Annotated in this window: 22 protein-coding genes; 12 read left to right on the forward strand and 10 right to left on the reverse strand. The window is 67.4% G+C overall.

The features are described 5' to 3' along the window. From AC5RV2_RS02615 to AC5RV2_RS02625, 3 genes are all read left to right on the forward strand, one after another. Positions 1–923, forward strand: a 923-nt coding sequence (locus AC5RV2_RS02615) for a dihydrolipoamide acetyltransferase family protein (protein ID WP_494091050.1), incomplete at its 5' end; no start/stop codon positions are given. A gap of 71 nt (positions 924–994) precedes the next feature. After that, complete coding sequence (gene rraA, locus AC5RV2_RS02620) at positions 995–1,507, forward strand: ribonuclease E activity regulator RraA (RefSeq protein WP_494091051.1); 513 nt, start codon at positions 995–997, stop codon at positions 1,505–1,507. 117 nt (positions 1,508–1,624) lie between these two features. Beyond that, entirely contained in the window at positions 1,625–1,849 is a 225-nt protein-coding gene (locus tag AC5RV2_RS02625) for a hypothetical protein (protein ID WP_493979966.1), read from the forward strand. Here the strand turns inward: AC5RV2_RS02625 and AC5RV2_RS02630 are convergent. Both AC5RV2_RS02630 and AC5RV2_RS02635 read right to left on the reverse strand, forming a co-directional pair. Next, on the reverse strand, positions 1,827–3,119 hold the full coding sequence (locus tag AC5RV2_RS02630) for an aminotransferase-like domain-containing protein (RefSeq protein WP_494091052.1): 1,293 nt from the start codon (positions 3,117–3,119) through the stop codon (positions 1,827–1,829). The genes AC5RV2_RS02625 and AC5RV2_RS02630 overlap by 23 nt on opposite strands. A 66-nt stretch (positions 3,120–3,185) precedes the next feature. Beyond that, positions 3,186–4,160 carry a helix-turn-helix transcriptional regulator gene (locus tag AC5RV2_RS02635; protein WP_494065199.1) on the reverse strand — a complete coding sequence of 325 codons (975 nt, stop codon included), beginning with the start codon at positions 4,158–4,160 and terminating at the stop codon, positions 3,186–3,188. A 406-nt stretch (positions 4,161–4,566) separates the two neighbouring features. On the opposite strand from AC5RV2_RS02635, the gene AC5RV2_RS02640 reads away from it, so the two are divergent. The 3 genes from AC5RV2_RS02640 (at position 4,567) to AC5RV2_RS02650 (ending at position 5,971) form a co-directional block, all read left to right on the forward strand. Beyond that, complete coding sequence (locus AC5RV2_RS02640; protein ID WP_493979969.1) at positions 4,567–4,713, forward strand: hypothetical protein; 147 nt, start codon at positions 4,567–4,569, stop codon at positions 4,711–4,713. A 98-nt stretch (positions 4,714–4,811) separates the two neighbouring features. Next, positions 4,812–5,783 (forward strand): lantibiotic dehydratase C-terminal domain-containing protein, encoded by a 972-nt coding sequence (locus tag AC5RV2_RS02645; RefSeq protein ID WP_494091053.1) that lies wholly within the window; start codon positions 4,812–4,814, stop codon positions 5,781–5,783. Then, positions 5,780–5,971, forward strand: a complete 192-nt coding sequence (locus AC5RV2_RS02650) for a hypothetical protein (protein WP_494091054.1) — start codon at positions 5,780–5,782, stop codon at positions 5,969–5,971. Before AC5RV2_RS02645 ends, AC5RV2_RS02650 begins: the two co-directional genes overlap by 4 nt. 171 nt (positions 5,972–6,142) lie before the next feature. Here AC5RV2_RS02650 and AC5RV2_RS02655 read toward each other — a convergent pair whose 3' ends face one another. The 3 genes from AC5RV2_RS02655 to AC5RV2_RS02665 all read right to left on the reverse strand — a co-directional run bounded on the left by AC5RV2_RS02655 (position 6,143) and on the right by AC5RV2_RS02665 (position 8,547). Next, the gene (locus tag AC5RV2_RS02655) at positions 6,143–6,928 is read right to left on the reverse strand and encodes an acetoin reductase (protein ID WP_494013633.1); all 786 of its coding nucleotides are present in this window, start codon (positions 6,926–6,928) and stop codon (positions 6,143–6,145) included. A 196-nt stretch (positions 6,929–7,124) separates the two neighbouring features. Further along, on the reverse strand, positions 7,125–7,964 hold the full coding sequence (locus tag AC5RV2_RS02660) for an aldo/keto reductase (protein ID WP_494091055.1): 840 nt from the start codon (positions 7,962–7,964) through the stop codon (positions 7,125–7,127). A 175-nt stretch (positions 7,965–8,139) separates the two neighbouring features. Next, positions 8,140–8,547 (reverse strand): helix-turn-helix domain-containing protein, encoded by a 408-nt coding sequence (locus AC5RV2_RS02665; RefSeq protein WP_494000970.1) that lies wholly within the window; start codon positions 8,545–8,547, stop codon positions 8,140–8,142. 297 nt (positions 8,548–8,844) lie between these two features. Here AC5RV2_RS02665 and AC5RV2_RS02670 point away from each other — a divergent pair, with 297 nt between their 5' ends. Continuing rightward, positions 8,845–9,327 carry a DedA family protein gene (locus AC5RV2_RS02670; RefSeq protein ID WP_494091056.1) on the forward strand — a complete coding sequence of 161 codons (483 nt, stop codon included), beginning with the start codon at positions 8,845–8,847 and terminating at the stop codon, positions 9,325–9,327. Between the two features lie 101 nt (positions 9,328–9,428). Then, a complete protein-coding gene (locus AC5RV2_RS02675; protein ID WP_494091057.1) occupies positions 9,429–10,274 on the forward strand; it encodes an HpcH/HpaI aldolase/citrate lyase family protein in 846 nt (281 codons plus the stop codon). A gap of 106 nt (positions 10,275–10,380) precedes the next feature. On the opposite strand, the gene AC5RV2_RS02680 is transcribed toward AC5RV2_RS02675, so the two are convergent. Continuing rightward, positions 10,381–11,244, reverse strand: a complete 864-nt coding sequence (locus tag AC5RV2_RS02680) for an SDR family oxidoreductase (protein WP_494091058.1) — start codon at positions 11,242–11,244, stop codon at positions 10,381–10,383. A 64-nt stretch (positions 11,245–11,308) separates the two neighbouring features. Here AC5RV2_RS02680 and gluQRS point away from each other — a divergent pair, with 64 nt between their 5' ends. The 3 genes from gluQRS to AC5RV2_RS02695 all read left to right on the forward strand — a co-directional run bounded on the left by gluQRS (position 11,309) and on the right by AC5RV2_RS02695 (position 14,688). Next, on the forward strand, positions 11,309–12,223 hold the full coding sequence (gluQRS, locus tag AC5RV2_RS02685; protein ID WP_494091059.1) for a tRNA glutamyl-Q(34) synthetase GluQRS: 915 nt from the start codon (positions 11,309–11,311) through the stop codon (positions 12,221–12,223). Positions 12,224–12,344: 121 nt separating this feature from the next. Continuing rightward, the gene (locus AC5RV2_RS02690) at positions 12,345–13,151 is read left to right on the forward strand and encodes an SGNH/GDSL hydrolase family protein (RefSeq protein ID WP_494091060.1); all 807 of its coding nucleotides are present in this window, start codon (positions 12,345–12,347) and stop codon (positions 13,149–13,151) included. A 265-nt stretch (positions 13,152–13,416) separates the two neighbouring features. Next, a complete protein-coding gene (locus AC5RV2_RS02695) occupies positions 13,417–14,688 on the forward strand; it encodes an MFS transporter (RefSeq protein WP_494091061.1) in 1,272 nt (423 codons plus the stop codon). Positions 14,689–14,782: 94 nt separating this feature from the next. On the opposite strand, the gene AC5RV2_RS02700 is transcribed toward AC5RV2_RS02695, so the two are convergent. Continuing rightward, positions 14,783–15,232 (reverse strand): hypothetical protein, encoded by a 450-nt coding sequence (locus AC5RV2_RS02700; RefSeq protein ID WP_494091062.1) that lies wholly within the window; start codon positions 15,230–15,232, stop codon positions 14,783–14,785. Positions 15,233–15,407: 175 nt separating this feature from the next. Here AC5RV2_RS02700 and AC5RV2_RS02705 point away from each other — a divergent pair, with 175 nt between their 5' ends. Continuing rightward, positions 15,408–15,854, forward strand: a complete 447-nt coding sequence (locus AC5RV2_RS02705; RefSeq protein ID WP_494091063.1) for an iron chaperone — start codon at positions 15,408–15,410, stop codon at positions 15,852–15,854. 65 nt (positions 15,855–15,919) lie between these two features. On the opposite strand, the gene AC5RV2_RS02710 is transcribed toward AC5RV2_RS02705, so the two are convergent. From AC5RV2_RS02710 to AC5RV2_RS02720, 3 genes are all read right to left on the reverse strand, one after another. Then, the gene (locus tag AC5RV2_RS02710) at positions 15,920–17,230 is read right to left on the reverse strand and encodes an alkaline phosphatase family protein (RefSeq protein WP_494091064.1); all 1,311 of its coding nucleotides are present in this window, start codon (positions 17,228–17,230) and stop codon (positions 15,920–15,922) included. Next, entirely contained in the window at positions 17,227–18,912 is a 1,686-nt protein-coding gene (locus tag AC5RV2_RS02715; protein ID WP_494091065.1) for an alkaline phosphatase D family protein, read from the reverse strand. Before AC5RV2_RS02715 ends, AC5RV2_RS02710 begins: the two co-directional genes overlap by 4 nt. A 352-nt stretch (positions 18,913–19,264) precedes the next feature. Beyond that, entirely contained in the window at positions 19,265–20,995 is a 1,731-nt protein-coding gene (locus AC5RV2_RS02720) for a calcineurin-like phosphoesterase C-terminal domain-containing protein (RefSeq protein WP_494091081.1), read from the reverse strand. Positions 20,996–21,080 lie beyond the last annotated feature (85 nt).

A 21,080-nucleotide genomic window follows, 5' to 3' on the forward strand; every position in this document is an offset into this window, starting at 1 on the left:
GCGAAGCCGTCCAGGCCGCCGTCACCCGGCTGCTGACCCGGGTGCTCGCCAAGCCGCCGGTGCGCAAGGCCGCCAAGGACCTGGGCATCAACCTGGCGGACATCACCCCCACCGGCAAGGGCGGTGAGGTCACCAAGCAGGATCTGCTCAGCTACCAGGCCCAGCGCGAGGCTGAGCAGGCAGCAGCTCCGACGTTCTGGGCCCCCCGCAAGGGGCTGGACAACCGGATCGAGCGGGTCCCGGTCAAGGGCGTGCGCAAGGCGACCGCCAAGGCCATGGTCGAGTCGGCCTTCAGCGCCCCGCACGTGAGCATCTTCGTGGATGTGGATGCCTCGCGGACCATGGAGTTCGTGCAGCGGCTGAAGAAGTCCCGCGACTTCGAAGGCGTCAGGGTGTCGCCGCTGCTCATCCTGGCCAAGGCCGTGATCTGGGCCGCCGCGCGCAATCCGAACGTCAACGCCAGCTGGGTGGAGACGGAGTCCGGCGACGAGATCCACGTCAAGCACTTCATGAACCTGGGCATTGCCGCCGCCACCCCGCGCGGCCTGCTGGTTCCGAACATCAAGGACGCCCAGGACCTCTCGCTCAAAGAGCTCGCGGTAGCCCTCAACGACCTGGCCACCACGGCCCGCGCCGGCAAGACCAAGCCCGCCGACATGCAGAACGGCACCCTCTCCATCACCAACATCGGGGCGCTGGGAATCGACATCGGCACCCCGATCATCAACCCGGGCGAAGTCGCCATCGTCGCCTTCGGCACCATCCGGCAGAAACCGTGGGTCGTCTCCGGCGAAGTCATTCCGCGCTGGATCACCACGCTGGGCGGATCGTTCGACCACCGCGTGGTGGACGGCGACCTGTCCGCCAGGTTCATGGCAGACGTCGCCGCGATCATGGAAGAACCGGCCCTGCTGCTGGATTGACGGTCACGCGCGGATGACCGCCGGGCCGCGGTTGGTTATGATCGCGGTGTGGCGAGGAGGAGCACCATCACGTGATTGAGACAGCGGGCAACGCGGCGACCCACGGCGCAGAACCTACAGTGATCCCGACGGCGGACCTGTACGACCAGCGCGGCGACGAACTGGCGTCGCTGTCGCTCCAGTTCGGCAACTTCGGCGGCCGGGCGTCGTTCAGCGGGCCGGTCCGCACCATCAGGTGTTACCAGGACAACGGGCTGGTGAAATCCGTCCTCAACTCCCCGGGCCACGGCGCCGTGTTGGTGGTCGACGGCGGCGGCTCGCTGGAGACAGCCCTGATGGGGGACATGATCGCCGCGGCCGCCGTGGCCAACGGCTGGTCCGGAGTGATCATCAACGGGGCGGTCCGGGACCGGGCGGCCCTCGCGCAGCTGCCGCTCGGCGTCAAGGCGCTCGGCAGCAACCCGCGGAAGAGCGCCAAGGACGCCAGCGGGGAAGCAGACGTTCCCCTCGAGATCGGTGGCGTGCTGTTCCGGCCGGGCGCCACGGTCCACGCCGACCTGGACGGCATCCTGGTGGGTGCCTGACCGCGGCCAGGTGTCTACTCGGAGGACGGCGTCCGGGATCCGCTCTGCAGCGATCAACGACCTCATGCCCTGATGGACCCACCAAGGGTGGCGTTCCGGCTGTGAAAGACTGGGAGCATGAGTAACAACAGGCCCTCGGGTCAGCGCAACGACTCCGGGGTGCCCAGGATCGACTGGAAGGGCACCCTGTGGGCCATGGCGGCCGTCTTCCTGCTCAGCTACGTCATGATCTGGCTGATGCCGGGACTGCACCCCATCCTGCGGATCATCATCGTGATCGGCCTGTATTTCGCCGGCCGCTACGCGTACTACCGCTATTTCAAGAACCGGCGCCGGCCATAGCCTTTGCGAGGACGGGCGCCAGTCGCCGCACGCCCTCGCGAATGGCCTCTTCGGGCACGGCGCTGAAAGCCAGCCGCAGCTGGCGTGACGGCTCCTCGGAGGGGCTGAACGCCGCCCCCGGGATGAAGACCACGCCGGCCTCGATCGCGTCGTAGAGCAGCGGGTAGGTGTCGACGCCCTCCGGGAGGGTGATCCAGACGAAGAAGCCGCCGTCGGGTTCGGTCCAGCTGGCTCCGGCCGGCATGAACTCTTCCAGCGCCGCCAACATGGCGGCACACCGGGTGGCGTACAACCGGCGGTAGGTATCGATTTGCCCCACCCAGTCGTGCTCGTCCAGGTAGGCAGAGATCAGCATCTGGTTCAGGGTGGGCGGGCACAGGGTGACGGCCTCGTTGGCGAGGTAGAAGCTCCGCTGCAGGTGGTCGGGCAGCAGCGCCCAGCCGATCCGCAGGCCCGGCGCCAAAATCTTCGAGAACGAACCCAGGTAGACCACGTCGTCGGGATTGTCTGCGCGCAGCGGCCGCAAGGGCTGGCCGTCGAAGCGCAGCAGTCCGTACGGATTGTCCTCGAGCACCAGGACGCCGGCCTCGCGGCAGATGTCCACGATCTGCTGCCGGCGCTCGGCGGCCAGCGTGATGCCGGAGGGATTGTTGAAGCTGGGAATGGTGTAGAGGAACTTGATGCTGCGGCCCTCGCCCTGCAGCTCCTCGATGCGGCGCTGGAGTTCCGAGGGCACGAGACCGTGTTCGTCCATCGACACCGGCTCCACCTGGACCTCGTAGGCCTCGAAGGTGTTCAGTGCGCCCACGTAGGTGGGATCCTCGCACAGCACCACATCGCCGGGGTTGCAGAAGACTTTGGCGGCCACATCCTGGGCGGACTGGGAACCCGCCGTCACGACCACGTTCTCCGGATCCACGCCGGTGATGCCTTCCCGCGCCATGACCTCGCAGATCTTTCGCCGCAGGTCCGGGGTGCCCTGGCCGCCGCCGTATTGCAGGGCGGCCATCCCATGCTCGGCGATCAGCCGCTGCGCCATGCCGGCAAGCTTCTCCAGGGGCAGGGACTGCAGGTAGGGGTTGCCGCCGGCCAGGGAAACCAGTCCGGGGCGCATCGAGATGTCGAAGACGTCGCGGACGGCTGATTGTTTGATGTTTGCGGCGCGCTGCGAGAACAGGTGCTGGTGCCGGTGCGCCGCAGTGGCGCGTTCCAGCGCCACTTCCGTTTCGATGGGCAGGGTTTCGGAAAGGTCTGCGTCCTGTGAAGTCACTCACACAGGATAGCCCGGGGCGTTACGGGATAGGAAACAGAAGTTTTCTATTGGTGCTGCCCGGGGCTAGAGCCAGCCCGCGTCCCGGGCCTTGAGCGCGGCCTGGAAACGGCTTTCCGCGCCGAGCTGCTCCAGCATCCAGGCGATGTGGCGCCGGCAGGTGCGGACGCTGATGTCCAGCCTCCGCGCAATCACCTCGTCGGAGTAGCCGGCGGCCATGGCATTGAGGATGGAGTGCTGGATGCCGTTGAGGTCCGAGGCGCCGTTTTCCTGCCCGTCCAAAACGTAGGGATCGGCCAGTTCCCAGGCCACGTGGAACAGGTTGATGAAGACCTGGATCAGGTTGAAGTCGCGCACTACCAGAGCGCCGCGGTCTTCCGGATGCAGCTGGCGCCCGATCAGTGCGAGGTTGCGGTCGAAGATCATGATCTTGAGCGGCACGTAGGGCAGGGTTCGGTACTCGCCGCCGGCCGGGGAGATCGCGGCGACCGCTTTGCGGGTGGGCACATGGTCCAGGGTGCTGGCGTGGCTGATGTTCTTGCGGACGACCCCGCGGTTGAGGAGTTCGATGTCCTTTTGGATGCCCTCTTCGTGGACATCGGCCGAGGCGCCGGAGCCCGGCTGGCTGATCAGCACCTGCTCGGAAACGTCACGGCCATAGTCCACCAGCAGCTTGCGGATTACCCCGGGGTCTTCGAGGACCTCCACGGAGGAGTCCAGCGACACCCGTTTGCGGGCTGCCAGGTAGGTGGGCACGAGAGCCGCCATGTCCGCACGGTGTCCGCTGATCTTGGTGCGCAGGTCGATCAGCAGACGCTCGTCGGAGTCCACCAGTTGCGACAGGGCAACGTCGGGGGAGATGGCGACATAGCATTCGACATCGGGTGCCGGCTGCTGCAGCAATTGCCTGCTGACCAGCTCGCCGATGGCGATGTTGAGGTCACGGATGGTGTAGCCGAGTGCCGTGGACATGGTTTCTTTGGTCCAGCCGGGATGGGCCACGGCGAATTCATAGACCTCGAATGCCGTCCCGCTCAGCATAGGGCGCTCCTCCGGTTGATCCATTTACGTATCACGCAGGGCCTGCTGTTTCCCGTGCGGTGCGGCCGCTCTTTGGCCAGTCTAAAGCACTTCTTGGGCCCATCTTGCGCCATTTGCCGGCGGCCACTTGCTGCCATGGCCACATTATGCCATCGCTTGGCGGTTTGTAGCCGATGATCCCGAGGGGGCGCTCCTTTCCCCGGATTTCCGGGGCGGCAGGCGGTTTTGACCACCTGTCCGGAACGTGACAGAGCAAGCCCGGAGGCACGATCATGGCATGTCCGGATGTTGCAACGGGATTGGCTGGACAGGCGCAGCAGAAGCACGGAACTCTTGAACATGTCGGGGGCGAGCAACCCGGCTGGATTTGTCACTGTACGAACCTAAGCCATGTGAAGGGAATGACATGTTCAAGAAGATCGCAAGCATCGCGGCAGGTCTGCTGGTTGCCTTGGGGGCGGTCTCTGCGGCCACTCCGGCAGTAGCCGCCGATCTAGGACCGGTTCCCCATTCTGAAAACGCCACCGCTTCCGCCTATATCTGGGACTGGTAAAAAGCCGCCCCATCTCATCGGCATTGTGCTGATTCCGTAACCAGGATGACGCCGGCTATCCCTCCCCAACCACCACAACATCGAACCAGGAGTAGCGCATGAGCCAGCTGACAGCCATCCGCCCAACAAGTTCGGTGAACGTTAAATCGTACTGGTGGGTTCTGTCTATTTACACGGGTAGGCAGGACGTAGTCGACGCAGTCATAGGAGAACTGGTTACACCGCTGGTCGCCCACGCTCGCCGCGAAGGCGTGGGCCGCTGGTACTTCAACCACAGTGCCGACCAGATGGGGCCTCACCTGAAGGTCCGGTTCCTGGGCCGCCGCCCAATCCTCGACAGCCTCCAAAGGTTCGAGCTGGCGGCCCGGGACCGGGTCCTCGACATCCTGCCAGGCATCACGACCCAGGAAACTTTCGTCTTGCCTTTCGGCAGCGAGGATTCCATTCAACTTTCGCCGGCCGATGCCGCCGTCCCCGTACCCGAAGCGGACCTGGACCGTTTTGGGGGACCCGATGGGCTGGATCTCGCGGAGGAGGTATTCGAACTGTCCTCCGAGCTGGCCATGTGGGCCACGCAGCGTTTCAGCAAGGCCCAAGGACGTTCGGCGCTCGCCTCCCTGCTCCTCTGCGATGCGGCGTGGGCCATGATGTATGGGTCGAAGGCGCAACAGTGGCCGGACCGGGGCAGGCTGTCCTGGGACTACTGCTGGGACAACCACCTTCGGGTATCCACGGCCGAGCTGGGCCGTTCGGCTCCGAAGGCGCGGCACAGCCTCACCGCAGGACTGGTTGCCCGCACGGCACCGATGCACCGCCTGATGGCGGCGACCGCGGACGAAAGCAGCGTCCAGAACTGGCGCCGCCGCTGGATCAGGACCCTTGACTCGTACCTGTACCGGGCGGACCGTGCGCGCGTTAGCCGCAGCGCGCAGCAATTGACGTTTTCCCAGGCCCACCTGCTGATGAACCGGTTGGGGTTCACCACGTGGGAAGAGGCGGCACTCGGCGTCTACGCCAGGGCCTGGTCGCCCGAAGTCGAATCTTCGCTGTTGGAGAAGAGGACAAAATGAGCCCGTTCGGTTTCTCGTCGGTTGGACCCGAATCCGGCAAGGTTCCGGATGTCCCGAACGAAGGAACAGCATCATCCCTGGATCAGGTCGGGGTCCTGGGAGCGCACGCCCAGGATGATGACCTCTGGAACCTCACCGGCAGCAACTACTTGCGCGACGCCGCGTGGGCAGACCAGGCTTGGCAATAGGAGAATGCCCGCCGGCATCTGCGTCGGCCCCCACATCATTCCTCCCCCAACAGGATCAGGCCGGAGCGACCCCCAACGCTCCGGCCTGGTCCTGTCTTCGCGGGTGCTGCCCCTCAGGGGCTGTTTCTACCCCTCACGCCTTGATGGGGGCGGCCCGCTCGCACGCCCTGATCAGTTGTAGAGCATGCCGCCGTCTACCAGCAGCACCTGGCCGGTGACGTAATCGGAGTCGGGGCCGGCGAAGAAGGACACGATCTTTGCCACGTCTTCGGGCGTCTCGATCCGGCCGAGGGCGATGCCCTCCACGTTCTCCTTGAGGTTCTGACCGATCGGCTTTCCGTTGATCTTGCTGAGTTCCTTGTCGATGAGCTCCCACATGCCGGTTCCGACAATGCCGGGCGCATACGCGTTGACCGTGATCCCCTTGGGTGCCAGCTCCTGCGCCGCCGCCTGCGTGAAGCCGCGCACGGCGAACTTGGAGGCGGAGTAGGCGCTGAGGATCGGGAAGCCTTGGATGGCCGCGATGGAGGCAGCCGAAATGATCTTGCCTCCGTGGCCGAGCTCGTCAAACTTGGCGGCCGCGGCCTGGATGCCCCAGACCACGCTGTTGACGTTCACATTGAAAATCTGGTCGAGTTCCTGCTCGCTGATTTCAAGGACCGGCTTGATCTGGGCAATGCCTGCGTTGTTGACGATGACGTCGAATCCGCCGAGCTGGTCGGCTGCCGTGTCGACAGCCGCAACGACGTCGTCCCTCTTGGCGACGTCAGCTGCCACGAAAACGGACTTGCGCCCGAGGCCTTCGATCTCCGCCGCGACAGCCTCGCCCTTGGCGCGCTGCGGCTCGATATCGGCGATGGCGACGTTGAAGCCGTCTTCGGCCAAGCGAAGAGCGATAGCCCGCCCGATGCCTTGGCCGGCGCCGGTTACGAGAGCGACCTTGTCCTGCACAGTCATTGATGTCTCCTTTGTACTGCTTCCAGCCCACCGTTGCGCTTATCCAGCGCCACGGCCGGCTGCGGTGGACACCGTCGAATTACAACCGGTGTCACTAGGCGTAACACAGACCCGTCAGGATTCATTCCTTTGCATGTTAAAGCGTGCCGGGGCAGGCCAAGCCGAAGCAGCGCCGCAGCGGCCGTCCAGCGGCCGCCTAGTGGCCGAAAACGTCCGCGTCGGTGATGTCCGCGGTGCCCCGGTCCAGCGCGGAGAGCCGGGCCAGCTCGCCGGCCTCCAGCATGAAGTCGAAGATGGCGAAGTTCTCGGCCAGCCGGTCCGGGTGCGCGGACTTGGGGATGGGCACGTGCCCCAGCTGAGTATGCCAGCGGAGCACGATCTGGGCCGGGCTCTTGCCGTACTTGCCGGCCAGCGACCGAACCGCCGGTTCCCGCAACAGGTCGCCGCCTTTCCCGAGCGGGCTCCAGGACTCCGTGACGATGCCGCGCTGGCGGTGTATCTCCACCAGGTCCCCGCGGGTATGCCGGGGATCCAGTTGGATCTGGTTGACCTCCGGTACCAGCCCGGCGTCGAACAGCCGTTGCAGGTGCGCGGGTTTGAAGTTGGACGTGCCGATGGCCCGCACGCTCCCGTCCTCCAGCAAACGGGTCAGCCCCTCGAACGCCTCGACGTAGCGGTCCTGCCCGGGGTTGGGCCAGTGGATCAGCAGCAGGTCCACGTAGTCGACGCCCAGCCGGCGGGCGCTGGCCTCGCAGGCCTGCCGCGCGCCGTCGACGCTGTGCCACTGCTTATTGAACTTGGTGGTGATGAAGATTTCCGAGCGGTCAAGCCCGCCGCGGCGCAACCCCTCGCCGACGCCTTCCTCGTTCCGGTAATTTTCCGCGGTGTCGAACAGCCGGTAGCCGAGGTTGAGTGCAGTTTCGACCGTACGGGCGGCTTCCGCATTGTCCAGGGGCCAGGTTCCCAGTCCCAGCAGCGGCATCTTGGCCCCGTTGCGGAGGGTCACGAGCGGAGCAAGCAGGTCGGCCACGGTCACAGTCTCCTCTGGTTGTCCTTCAGGACCCGGTCCCGGGCCCGTGGCACCCAGCCTAGGGGTGATCGCGCCGGCTGTGCACCCCGGGTGCCGGCCGCAGCCCGGGCGGCAGCCAGGCGGCAGACGGGGAATTGGATGCCTAGGTTGCGAATTCCCCGGGGCAGCCGGGAAGAGTCCGCTAACCGGCAGCGGAGGCGGTGTCCGCCGAACCTGCGTCGGGTGCGGCGGTCCGGGTCTCCAGCCAGGCCAACACGTCGGAGAGCAGGATCCGCCGGTGGGTTCCGCGGTACTGGACCGGAATGGTCCCGGCGTCGGTCAGGCGGCGCATGTAGGTCAGCGATACGCCGGCCACCTCCGCCGCCTGCGAGGTGTTCAACAGTTCAACTGCGGAGCTGACCATCACCGCATCGCCGTGGGCAAAGCGGCGGAGCATATCGACGACGGCGTCCGCGGCTTGGGCGGGCAGCTTCACCGTGGTGCCGTTCACGAAGACGGTGACGTCGGCGCTCTCGTCGAGCGCCCGCTGCAGCCGCTGCGCCTGGGCGGCCGGGAGGGCATCGGTGGTGCGGGGAGTCAGCTGGGCCATGGGGACAGCGTAAGACACTTCCCGGCCCGCACCGGGGAAGGCGTGCTGCGCCGTCGTTGTTGCCGCGTACGTGCCCGCGGCCGTTGACCTTCGTCGACGGCCCGGCGTTGGCCCTTGACCTTCGCCGACGGCCCGGCGGCGGGTAGGCGTAAACTGCTGTTCGCGGCCGGACAGCGTGCGCCGTCCGCGGAAGCGAACATCCGCCGACTCCCGAGGAGACCATCGTGGGCAGACCTTTCGGCGCCGCACTGATGGGCGCCGCGCCCGCCGCGCACCGGCCGGAGCCCGCGGCCTGACATGGAGCACATCGCCAGCCTCCCCTTCGGATACGCGGTCAGCGTGCTGTTCGTGATCGTGATGCTGCGCGCCAATGCCACGTACTGGGCCGGCAGGGGAGTGGCCGCCGGCGGGCGGCACACCCGCCTGGTCCGCCAGTTGGACTCGCCGGCCATGCGCCGCGCGGAGGCGGTCATCGCCCGCTGGGGAGCCCTCGCCGTCGCGCTCTGTTTCCTGACGGTGGGCGTCCAGACGGCGGTCAACGCGACCGCCGGCCTTGGCCGGATGCCGCTGCGCAGGTACCTGCCGGCCGTCGTGGTCGGCTCGGTGCTGTGGGCGGTGCTGTATGCCACCGTGGGACTGGCCGCCCTCAACGCCTGGCTGGCCGCGGCCGCGGGGTCCCCGCTGGGCATCGCCGTCGTGGTGCTGCTGGTGGCGGCGGTGGTCGCCGCGGTCGTTGTGGCCCGCCGGCGCCGGCGGCGACGCCATCCGGCATCGCTTTGACGCCGGTTTACCTCCCGCCACGGACGGAGGTGGCGCATGCCTCAATAGGCATTCGCCCCTTACGTTAGTGGCCCCGGCAGCGGAAACATTAGGCTAGGAGTATGTCCGCTCTAAGAAACCGTCGTGCCGCCGCCCTTCCCGCAAAATTGTCCCGCTCCTGGCTTCTGGCCTCGGCGGCCGATGAAGCGAATTTCGTGCCGGCACTGGCCTCTGAAGCAGACTCCGTCATTTTCGACATGGAAGATGCCGTGCCGGCGGCGGGCAAGGCAGCGGCGCGGGAGCGGGTGGTGGAGGCCCTCTCCACCGGCATGACCGCCTGGGTCCGGGTGAACGGCATGGAAACCGAGTACTGGGCGGACGACCTGGCCGCCCTGTCGAAGGCGCCGGGCCTGCGCGGCGTCATGCTGGCCATGACGGAGAAGCCCGAGCAGGTTACGCACACCGCCATGCGGCTGCAGGCCGGCACCCCGGTGCTGGCCCTGATCGAATCCGCCATCGGGATTGAGAACGCCACCGACATTGCCCGCGCACCGGGCACCTTCCGCCTCGCCTTCGGCGTGGGCGACTTCCGCCGCGACACCGGGGTCAGCGATTCACCGATGGCCCTGGCGTACGCCCGCTCCCGGCTCGTGGTTGCCTCCCGCGTGGGTCAGCTGCCCGGCCCCATCGACGGCCCGACCGTCGGGGCACTCGGCGAAGAACTGCTGGAAGCCTGCAAGGTGACAGCGTCCATGGGCATGACGGGCAAGCTCTGCCTGCTCACCGATGCCGCCGACACCATCAACAAGGGGCTCTCACCCAGCGAGTCGGAGATCAAGTGGGCGCACGAACTGCTCGATGCGCACGCCGCCGGCGCGGTGGTGGGCGACGGTTCCTACCTGCCGCGGCTCGCCCGCGCCGAGAAGATCTCGTCGCTCGCGGACTCCTATGGACTCTGGAACGCCTAGGTTCCACTCCGGAGGGCGGTGTGCCGTCCGGGCCGCACCGTCGGCGCTGGCCCGGAGGTTGGTTCGGCCGTAGGTCAGCGCCCGACGCCGCACAGCTCCCGCAGGCTCAGTCCCGGCCGCCGAACAGTTCCCGCAGGCTCAGCGCCGGCCGCCCGGTCAGCAGGTCCACGTCGTGGGTCACCAGGTCCAACTCCCCGGCGGCAATTGCCGTGTAGGTGCTGACCCAGGCATCGAGCTGCCAGTCCGGGGCGCCGTAGCGCGCCCGGCTCGCGTAGGCCTCCTCCACCGTCTCGTTGAGGAACGACGTCGGCCGGCCGGTGGCCTCCGCGATGGCCGCTGCCGCCTCGGCCAGGGTCACCGACTCCGGGCCGGTCAGCTCGTAGGTGAAGCCGGCGTGGGGCATGGGTTCGGCCAGGATGGTCGCGGCCGCCCGGGCGACGTCCTCTCGGGCCACGAAGCCCGCCTTTCCGTCGCCCGCCGGGCCGCGGATCACACCGGATTCGTCGGCGAACGACGGCAGGACGTCTGCGTAGAAGTTGTTGCGCAGCAGCGTGTGCTTCAGCCCGGTTCCGCGCAGTTTCTCCTCGGTGGCGTAGTGGTCCCTGGCCAGCGTGAACGTTGCGTCCTCGGTCGCACCGATGAACGAGGTGTAGACAATGTGCTGCACGCCGGCATCGATGGCGGCGTCGATGAAGGTGAAATGCTGCTGCAGCCGGTCCTCGGCTTCGGCGGCGGACACCATGAACACTGTCTCGATGCCTTGCAGCGCCGCGGCGACGGCGGCCTTGTCGCCATAGCCGGCAGTCGCCGTCGTCGTCCCGGGCAGCTGCGGTGCACGCGACGGGTCGCGGACAATCAGCCGCTGTGGAAGGTTTTGCTCCGCCAGCATCCTGGCGACCATACCGCCCACTTCGCCGGTGGCGCCGGTGACGGCAATGGGGGTTTCCATGGGGGAGACGGGTGTGCTCATAGCACCAGCCTAATAGGCGCGGCAACACCCCCGCGGGCGGGGAAGCGTTTGCTACCGTGGGGACGTGCCAGCAGCCCAGAGTCCCGCCGGTCGGTTCGCGCCCAGCCCCTCGGGGGAATTGCACGTCGGCAATCTGCGCACCGCGCTGCTCGCCTGGCTCTTCGCCCGCAGCACCGGCCGCCGCTTCCTCATCCGGGTGGAGGACCTGGACCGTGCGCGGGCCGGGTTCGAGGCCCGGCAGCTGGCGGATCTCGCGGCCATCGGCCTGGACTGGGACGGCGACGTGGTGCGCCAGACCGACCGCGCCGCGGTCTACCGCCACGCGCTCGGACAGCTGGCGGAGGCCGGCCTGCTCTACGAATGCTTCTGCACGCGGCGCGAAATCGCCGAGGCTCCCAGCGCGCCGCATGCTCCGGAGGGGGCGTATCCGGGAACCTGCCGCAACCTCACCGACGCCGAACGCGAGGAACGCCGCCAACTCCGCCCCGCGGCCCTGCGGCTGCGCGCTTCCACCGCCAGCTACACGGTGACCGACCGGCTGCACGGCGACTACACCGGCGTCGTCGACGACTTCGTGCTGCGGCGGAACGACGGCGTACCCGCCTACAACCTTGCGGTGGTGGTGGACGACGCCGCGCAGGGCGTGGACCAGGTGGTGCGCGGCGACGACCTCCTGACCTCCGCCCCGCGGCAGGCATACCTCGGGTCGCTGCTGGGGCTGCCGCCGGTCGAATACGTCCACGTGCCGCTGGTCCTCAACGAACGACGGCGGCGCCTGGCCAAGCGCGATGGCGCGGTGACGTTGGGGGCACTCGAGCTGGCCGGGCTGGACGCGGCCGCGGTGCGCGGCCTGTTGCTGGCATCGCTGGGCTTGCCGGACGTCCCGCTGGCCAAGCTGCTGTCCGAGTTCGGTCCGGACGCAGTGCCGCTTCAGCCGTGGATCTTCGAGCCGCCGGAGCTGGTCCCCGACCCCACCTGACGGCAGGCGGGAAGCTGCCGGCCCCCGAGGGTCTTCCCGCAGCGGACAACATGGCCGCCACAGCGCTGAACTTCACCGCGTGTTTGCCGGTGCGTCGCCCGGCGCAGCTAGTCTTCCGCACGTGGGAGGACTATTCGTGGCGCTGGGCGACAGCTTTACCGAGGGCGTGGGGGACTACAACGCCAACTTCCCCAATGGCGTGCGCGGCTGGGCCGACCGGGTGGCCAAGCAGCTGGGCAAGCAGGACCCGGACTTCCGCTACGCCAACCTGGCGGTACGCAGCAAACGGCTCCACCAGATCATCGCCGACCAGGTGGAGCCGGCCGTCGCGATGCAACCCACCCTGGTCTCCTTTTATGCCGGCGGCAACGACATCCTGGAGTTCAAGCGCAGCATGCCGGAGCTCCTGGCCGACTACGAATCCGCCGTCCGCCAGCTGGCCGAAACGGGTGCGCAGTTAATCCTCTTCACCGGCTTTGAGGTCATGCTTCCGCCGGTCCTCGAGCCGATGCGGCGGCGCAACTGGGTGTTCAACGAGGCCGTCCGTGACCTGTCCCGGCGTTACGGCGCCGTGCTGGTGGACCACTGGGCGTTCGACGTCTATCAGGACCGGCGGATGTGGGACACAGACCGGCTGCATATGTCCGCGCTGGGGCACAAGTACATGGCGGCCAGGGTCCTCGAGGCCCTCGGCTTGGAGCACACACTCCGGCTGAAGTGGCCGGAGGCTCCGGTCCGGGCGGGTTGGCGCGAGGCACTCCGGCGCGAGCGCGACTGGCTGCAGGAATGGGTGGTCCCGATGTTCGGCCGCAAGCTCAAGGGCGTCACGTTGGGGGACAACCTTGCGCCGCGCTGGCCGGAGCCGGTCCAGGTCTCGCGCGGGCTGAAAAAGCTGGCCCGGCAGCGTGCCGCCGCCGGCGCGGGCTGACATTCCGGGCAGTCGTCGCCCGGCCGCCGCCGGCGCAGGCCGACATCCCGCGCAATCGACGCCCGGCCGCCGCCGGAGGGCGCAGGTTGCGCTCACGTCCCGCACGTCCTGAAGGCCGGCCGGTCAGCGCCGCCGACCTGCCGTTGGGCGACACCGCCGGCAGCGGGTGCGTGGCCTTACCCGCCTGCGACACGGCGGCTGTACGCTGTTGCAACAACAGGGGACCGCGGGTCAGGCCGCGCCGTCGGTGAGGAGGGTTGTCGCCATGTCCGTCCAGGAACCGCGCGATCCCGTGCCGGCGCTCGACCTTCCCGCGGCGTTCCGGGAACCCACCATCAAGGTCCGGGCCGGCTGGGTCACCGCCGTCCTGCTGACCAACCTCGGGATTAATGCTGCCTTCTTCGGCCCGCTGCAGGTCTTGCTGGCCCAGCAGTCGCAGGCGTTCGATGCCGTGAACAAGGAAGCCGTCCTGGCGATGGCCACCGGCTTCGGCGCCGCCGTGTCCCTCGTCGCCAATCCGGTCTTCGGGGCGCTGAGCGACCGCACCACCTCCCGGTTCGGACGACGGGTGCCATGGGCCCTGGCCGGCGGCGTCCTGGGCTTCGCCGCGCTGCTGCTGCTGTCCGGCGCCCCCAACATCGCGGTGATGGTGATCGGCTGGTGCCTGGTGCAGGCCGGTTGCAACGGCGCCTACGCGGCCGTGACGGCCAGCATCCCGGACCGCGTGCCGCGGCGGCAGCGCGGCCAGATCGGCGGGTTGGCGGCGATCGGGCAGACGTTGGGCATTGTGATGGGCGCGGTGCTGGCCAACCTGGCCGGCGGCTTCGTCCTCGGCTACATCTATTGCGCCGTATTCCTGCTGGCCAGCATCATTCCGTTCGTGATTGCGGGCCGGGACACCCCGTTGCGCAAGGCCGACCGCCCGCCCTTCGCCTGGCCCGGCTTCCTGAAGGGCTTCTGGATCTCCCCGGCCAAACACCCCGACTTCGGCTGGGCGTGGCTGACCCGCTTCCTGGTCAATCTGGGCAACAACATCTTCACCCTCTACCTGTTCTTCTTCCTCCAGGACGCCGTGGGCCATCCGGACCCGGCCGGCGGCGTGCTGCTGCTGACCGGCGTCTATGCGGCCACGGTAGTGGTGATGGCGCTGGTGGGCGGACCTCTCAGCGACCGGGTGGGGCGCCGCAAACCGTTCGTCATCGCGTCCTCGATCACCATCGCGACGGCATCGGTCATCGTGGCGATCACGCCCGCGTGGCCGGCCGTGGTCGGCGCGGCCATGGTCCTCGGCGCGGGCTTCGGCATGTTCCTGGCCGTGGACTTCGCCCTGCTCACGGAAGTGCTGCCGAGCGCCGCCAACCGGGGCAAAGACATGGGCGTCATCAACATCGCGGCCTCGTCGCCGCAGGTCATCGCACCCTTGATCGCCGCTCCCACCGTGCTCTACCTCGGCGGTTACACCGCGCTGTTCGCGCTCTCCGCCGTGATCGGGCTGCTCGGCGCGGTCTTCGTGGTCAAAATCAAAGGCGTGCGGTAGCCGCGATGCGCACGTCGACGCGCTGACCCCGTCGCCGCTCCGGGCTCAGGCAGCCCCGCTCGTGGCCGGGCCGACCGGTGGGCCGGCGGAGCGGCTAATCGATGAAGGCCGCTTTCGAGCTGTACTCCTGATAGAGCCGCGCAGCGTCGCCGACCGGCAGCTGGCCGTACTTCAGGGCGGTCAGCAGCCCGTCGAGCTGCGCGCTGGCGGACTCGGCCGTTGAGATCTGCTCCGCGCTGTTGCGGGAGTTGGCAAGGCCGGACGCAATCGCCGCGGCAAGGGAGAGGATCGATGCCAGGATGCAGATGACCTGCCAGACGACCGACGTGCTGGACAGCGAGAAAGCGCCCGCCACCGCCGTGTTGAAAGTGTTCTGGCCGAAGCCCGGGCCCGCCGTCAACGCGGCGACGACCGAGCTACCAACGACGCTGACACTGGTCAGGCGGTTGCGTTTGGGACGGGCGCGGCGAAGAAACGCCCTGATCTCATCGCGGCGCTGGTCGATTTGCCGGGTCAGGTCCTGGCGGTTCTGTGCGTCGTCCATGATGTCCCCGCGCCTTCCGTTTAACCAGCCCCGCCCCGTAGCCGCGAGGTATCGCTGCACCGTATATCAGATTGCCCGCCGACGGCTACGTTTCTCACGGTCCGAGCAGGATTCGAGAAGCCCGCGCCCCAAGCGGCTGCTACTGTCGGTCGTGGTTCGTACAAGGGAGATCGAGATGAGCACCAACCAGAAGTCCGATGCGGGCGGCTTCTCGGAGGCCGAGCGGGCCGCCATGAAGGAGCGGGCCCAGGAGCTCAAGGCACAGGGCCGCAGCGGCCAGAAGAAGGCCGACAACGAGCGCGCCGTGCTCGACGCGATCGCCGAGATGCCCGACGCCGACCGCGTCCTCGCGGAACGCATTCACGCGCTCGTCACCGCGAACGCGCCGGAGCTTCTTCCCAAGACCTGGTACGGGATGCCCGCGTACGCCAACACGGACGGCAAGGTCGTCTGCTTTTTCCAGGGCGCGGCCAAGTTCCAGGCCCGCTACGCCACCTTCGGATTCAACGATGCGGCCACGCTCGACGACGGGCCGATGTGGCCGGTCTCGTTCGCATTAGTGGAGTGGACCCCGGCGGTGGAGGAGAAGGTCGAGGCCCTCGTCAGGGCCGCGATAGCCTAGCGCCTTCCCCGATCAGCGGAAAGCAGCGACGGCGGGTGGCCGCTTCAGCCAGCCGGGACCTTGGCTCAGCGGGCCAGCGACAAGGATGCGGTCCGCTGCCGTCCGTCGTAGCCGCCCTTCGGTTCGTCCAAACCAAAGAGGGCTGCAACTGTTGGCGCGACATCGACGGTTCGCGCCGGTTCCGACGACACTCCGGGCAGCACCAGATCGCTGCCGCCGCCAATGAAGAAGGGGATCGGTTCCGTCGCGGGATGCCCGTGGTTGCCGGGAATCGGGTTGGACAAGATATAGGGGTCGGAGAAGCGCCATCCGGCCCGGCAGTAGACCACCAGATCGCCCGCTTCCGGGCCCAGCCGCAGTTCTGCCGGCCGATGCACTGAGAGCACCCCGGGGTGGGCGGCCACCACCATGGCGAGCCGCGCTACCGCCTCGTCCCGGCTTGCCGCATCCCCCGTCCAGTACAGCAGGTCCGCCCCGCCGTTCTGGGCAATCTGCAGGTGTCGACGGAGTTCCGGATACAGCCACAGGGAATTGTCGATGCTAATCACGTTGGTCGGCAACGACCAGTCCATGGAGTGGTCGGCCAACACGATCACCACGCTGGATTGCCAAGTCCCCCGGTCCTTCAAATGTTCGATGAAGCGACCCACCTGCAGGTCCGTCGACGCCAGCGCAGCATGCCGCGCTGCTTGCAGGGTAGTACCTGTCAGGTCCGAGTGGCCCATCCGGTCGACGTCGCCGAGGTTGGTGAAGACCAGGTCGGGGTCGGCTGAGTCCACCATGCCGATCAGGGCGTCCACTGTGTAGGCGTCCGGCGCGTGGCCCGAGACGGGGACAATCGGCGCAGGCTCCCATCGGTAGGTGGCCCGCTCCCCGAAGATCCCGTACAGGTATTCCTTGCTGAGCACTGTTCCGGTGGTGAAGCCGGCTGCATTTAGCCGCTCCAGCACGGTCACCGCGCGCAGATCCGCGGGCCGGTTGAGCGTGCGAACCGCGGCCTCCGCAGGGTCGTAGACGGAGTTGGCCGGGACTCCGGTGCGGTCGGGGCGCAGGCCTGTCATCATCATGACGTGGTTAGGGAGGGTCTCCATGATTGGCAGGGAGCGGGCCGCTGGAAAGTTGGTACCGGCATCGCGTAGTGCCGCCAGGTTCGGTGTGAGAGCAGTGGTGACCTCGTCCGGCCTGCAGCCGTCGACCACCAGCACGTAGACCTTGGGCGTCGATACTTCCCGAGCGGCCTTGCCCTTCCCGTTCCCGCCGGGCGCGGCCCATCCGGCACCCGGGACAGCTGAAAGTACGACGGCGGCGCCTGAGGCAGTGGCAAACTTCAGGAAACTTCGGCGGGCTGTGCCGCCGCCCGTCTCAGTCGGGCTCATCCAAGAATACCTTTCGCTGCGCGGCGGACTCTTTGAGTACCGGCAGCGACTGCCCAGGACGCCGTTAGGTACGCGGGCGACGCGGCGTCGGTCCGTTCCGCCAGCCGATACCAGTCCATTCGGACCTCGGCCGGAGTCACCTCGAGTACTGAGAAGCCGTGCGAGTCGAAATCCAGGTACTTGACGTGCGGGTTCAGCAGCTTCACGGCCGACTCGACCGTCAGCGAGGCGGTGCGTTCCGGAACGCGGAGGATATCGTCCAGGTTGTCGCTGGTGACGGACGTGCACACAAGTTCCGTGCCCACGGAGCGGCCATTGAGCGGGTAGGTCAGCGGGTCGGCCGGCAGGTCGCAGGCCCAACCCGAATGAATATCACCGGTCAGGAAAACGGTGTCTGTCACCGCGTTGTCGCGCAGGTGCCTAAGGACTTTGTTTCGGTCGGCGACATAGCCGTCCCACTGGTCCACGTTGTAGGGAACCCCGTCGATATTGCGGTCCCCCAGCAATTCGCTCAGCGCATGCAGTTCCTGCGTGTTCTGGGTCGATGGGAAGCGGACCGGAGTAATCATGACCGGGTTCCCCACCAACTTCCACTGCGGGGAATCGTTGCCGAGCCCGGCCAACAGCCAGTCCATCTGCTCGTCGCCCGTGATGGTGCGGTTCGGATCGTCGACCGCCGAGTCCAACTGGCTGTCGGCCTGCTTGCTCCGGTAAGAGCGCAGGTCCAGCATCGACAGGCTCGCCAGTGAGCCGAACTCCAGCCTGCGGTACAACTGTCCACCGGGTTCGTAGCGGACCGGCATCCATTCCGCGTAGGCCTGCCTGGCGTTGCCCGAGCGCTTGGACCAGGTTCCTTCAGCCCCCTCGGTGTGGTTTTCTGCGCCGTCGGACCAGGCATCGTTGGCGGATTCATGGTCATCCCACGTCACCACGAACGGTGCCGCAGCATGCAACGCCTGGAGTTCCGGGTCGGTTTTGTACTGGGCGTGGCGCCTGCGGTAATGCTCCAACGTGGTCATCTCCACGGCGGGGTCGTGGGGACGCACGAGGACGTCACGCGCCTGATACTCGCCCGGCGCGTACTCGTAGAGGTAGTCGCCCAGATGGAGCACCAGGTCCAGGTCGCCGCGGTCGGCCAGGTGTCGGTAAGCAGCGAAGTAGCCGGCCTGGTAATTGGCGCACGACACCACGCCCATCCGGAGCCGGTCCACGGCCGCGCCGGATGCCGGAGCAGTGCGTGTCCGGCCCCCCGGCGAATAGTCCTTACCGAACCTGAACCGATACCAGTACGCTGTGCCCGGTAGCAGCCCGGCGGCCACCACCTTGACCGTGTGGTCCCGCCAGGCGCCCGTCTCCGTCCACCCGCGCGACACCACCTGCTTGAAATTTGAATCGGCTGCTACTTCCCAGCGGATGCGGGCATCGTCACCGCGTCCCGAACCGGGCGTCGCGTCATCCTCCGGAGTCAGGCGCGTCCACAACAGCACCGAATCCGGGTAGGGATCTCCCGAGGCAACGCCGTGCCGGAAGAAGCCCGTCGCGCCGTGCGCGGGCAGCGGGGCGGTCAGGAAACCCGGAACCGAGGCAGCGGCGGCAAGAATTCCGGCTGATCGAAGTAATTGACGCCGGGGCAGTGCCGTCGCCGCGGACTGGGATGGAGCAATGGAGCGGTCGGATGTCACTCACCGTATTCAACCCTATCGCCGGGTAGCAAAGCCCGGATCCGAGGGCTGTTCACCGGATTTTCGCCCAACCTTCCGTGGTCCTTTACCGGTGCGTGGGCAGGGCCCCCGGCCCACGCCCTCGGAGGTCCAGCGCTCTGGAAGGCGGTAGGGGACCGGCACCTGACGCGTTCGTCGGGTGCGCGGGGACAGAAGTCTCCTTGCCGATCCGGTGGCGTAGACGAAGGCCTCGTAGCTGCCGGCGGGGCGCTTCGCCAATGTGGTGTAGAAGTGGCAACAACTTCTTCCCCTGGTGAGACCAGCGGCGGGTGGCTGCGTGACGCAACCACCCGCCGTCGGATATCAGGCAGGGTTACTCGACGACCTCGAAGGTGATGGCCTCGGTGAACTCGCGGCCGTGCACGTCGGTCGCGGTGACCGTGGCTGTGTGCTCACCGACGGCCAGGCCGGCCGGCAGATCGAGTCGCCACAGGTGGGAGGTGCGGTCGTGCAGGCCGCCGCCGTGCACAAACTGCTCGATGGTGGCGGTGGGATCGGTGTACTCGGCGCCAATCAGCGGGACGTCGTCGGCGGTCATCGACTGGGTGCGCGTGGCTTCGGCGCTTTCGCCGCCATCGATGGAGACCTTCACGGTGGAGCCGGTGGAGCCCATCCAGAAGTTGGTGGTCAGCCAGGTCTCACCGAGCTCGCCCTGGGCCACCGCGTTCGGGTTCGCCGGGGACGGGGCTTTGCCGCGCTGGTTCTTGTATTCGTCGAACCAGGCGCGGTAGGCGGGGGAGTTGATGCCCAGAGCCATCTGGTCGGAGCCGTCGTCGCCTGTGGCCGTGAAACGCTCGCGGACCTCCGTGTTCTTGATATCCAGGGTCAGCACGCCGGGAGGGGTCCCGTCACGCTGGATGGCGGTGGGAAAGCCGTCGGCGAGCACCCGGCCGTTGTACCAATGGCCGGACACTGCCGGGACGGTCAAGTGGGTGAACGGCAGGCCCGCATCGCCGAGCTCGTCGCGCCAGCCGGCCATGAGGTCACCCTCCCGGAGGTTCTCCGACATGTGGGTGTGCCCGCCCAAGGAAACGACTTCGCGGCCCTCGAGGATCGCGTAAATCGCCTGCAGCTGCTTCGTGGTGTGAGAGTTGCTGTAGTAGAACTCGAGGAGCGGGCTGTGGCCGGCGAGCACGATCACCCGGTCCTTGGGCACCTTCGCGATGTCCTGGCGCAGCCATTCGAGCTGGCGCTCGCCGAGGGCGTACGTGTAATTGCTCTTCTTCGCGGGGATCGCCGTCGGATACTCGATGTTGCTCATGGCGACGACGTGGGCCTTGCCGGCGTCGTAAGAGTAGTATTCCGGGCCGAACTGGCTGCGGTAAGTGTCAAACTCGTGCTCGCCGTCGAGGGCGTCGAAGTCGAGGTCGTGGTTGCCGGGCAGAAAGCGGGCCGGACCGTTGAGCTTGGCGGTCAGTTCCCGGGTCTGCTCGAAGAGGGACAGGTCATCGCCCACAATGTCGCCGATGAAGAGCGCGCCGCAGCCGGCATAGTCTGAGCGGGCGGCAAGGTCGGCGAAGGCACCGTTCTGCGCAAACTCCACCTCTTTTTGGTTGTAGGTTTGGACGTCGGCGCCGAATGCGCAGTGCTGCTCCGGGGACTGGGTGAGCTTGCTCTTGGCCAGCGGAAAGTTAACCTTGTCAGGCAGCGCCCCGGTCGGGGAGATGCCGCCGAACTTCAGGTCGGGGGATCCCTCCGGCAGGTGGTGGTAGAAGAACTGGGCGACGTTGTCGTCGTCCACCGGCACCTGGTAGCCGCGGGGCTGCGTGACGAAGACGGTCATGTTGTCGAACGCCGGCAATTCGTAGCGGCCATGGCTGTCCGTGGTGACGACGTCGCGGCCGTTGGAGACGGTGACACCGCGCAGGCCCGGTTCGTTGACGTCTTGCCTGGAGTTCTTGTTCTTGTCATCAAAGACGGTGCCGTCGAGGGTCTGCTGGTCGGCATCCGGAGCATCAACGACGTCGATGCCTCCCCGGTAGGCAGAGGCGGCCCAATCGGTGTCGACGGGGGTGGGAGCGGCGGTGGCGGCGGGGCCGAGCATGGAGCCGCCAGCCAGCAGGGCCAGGGCCCCGCCGGTCAGGCGCAGGGGCCGGGAGAGCGAGGCTGGTTTCGGAGTTGGGGACGCG

Source organism: Arthrobacter sp. Y3225116 (assembly GCF_059091245.1).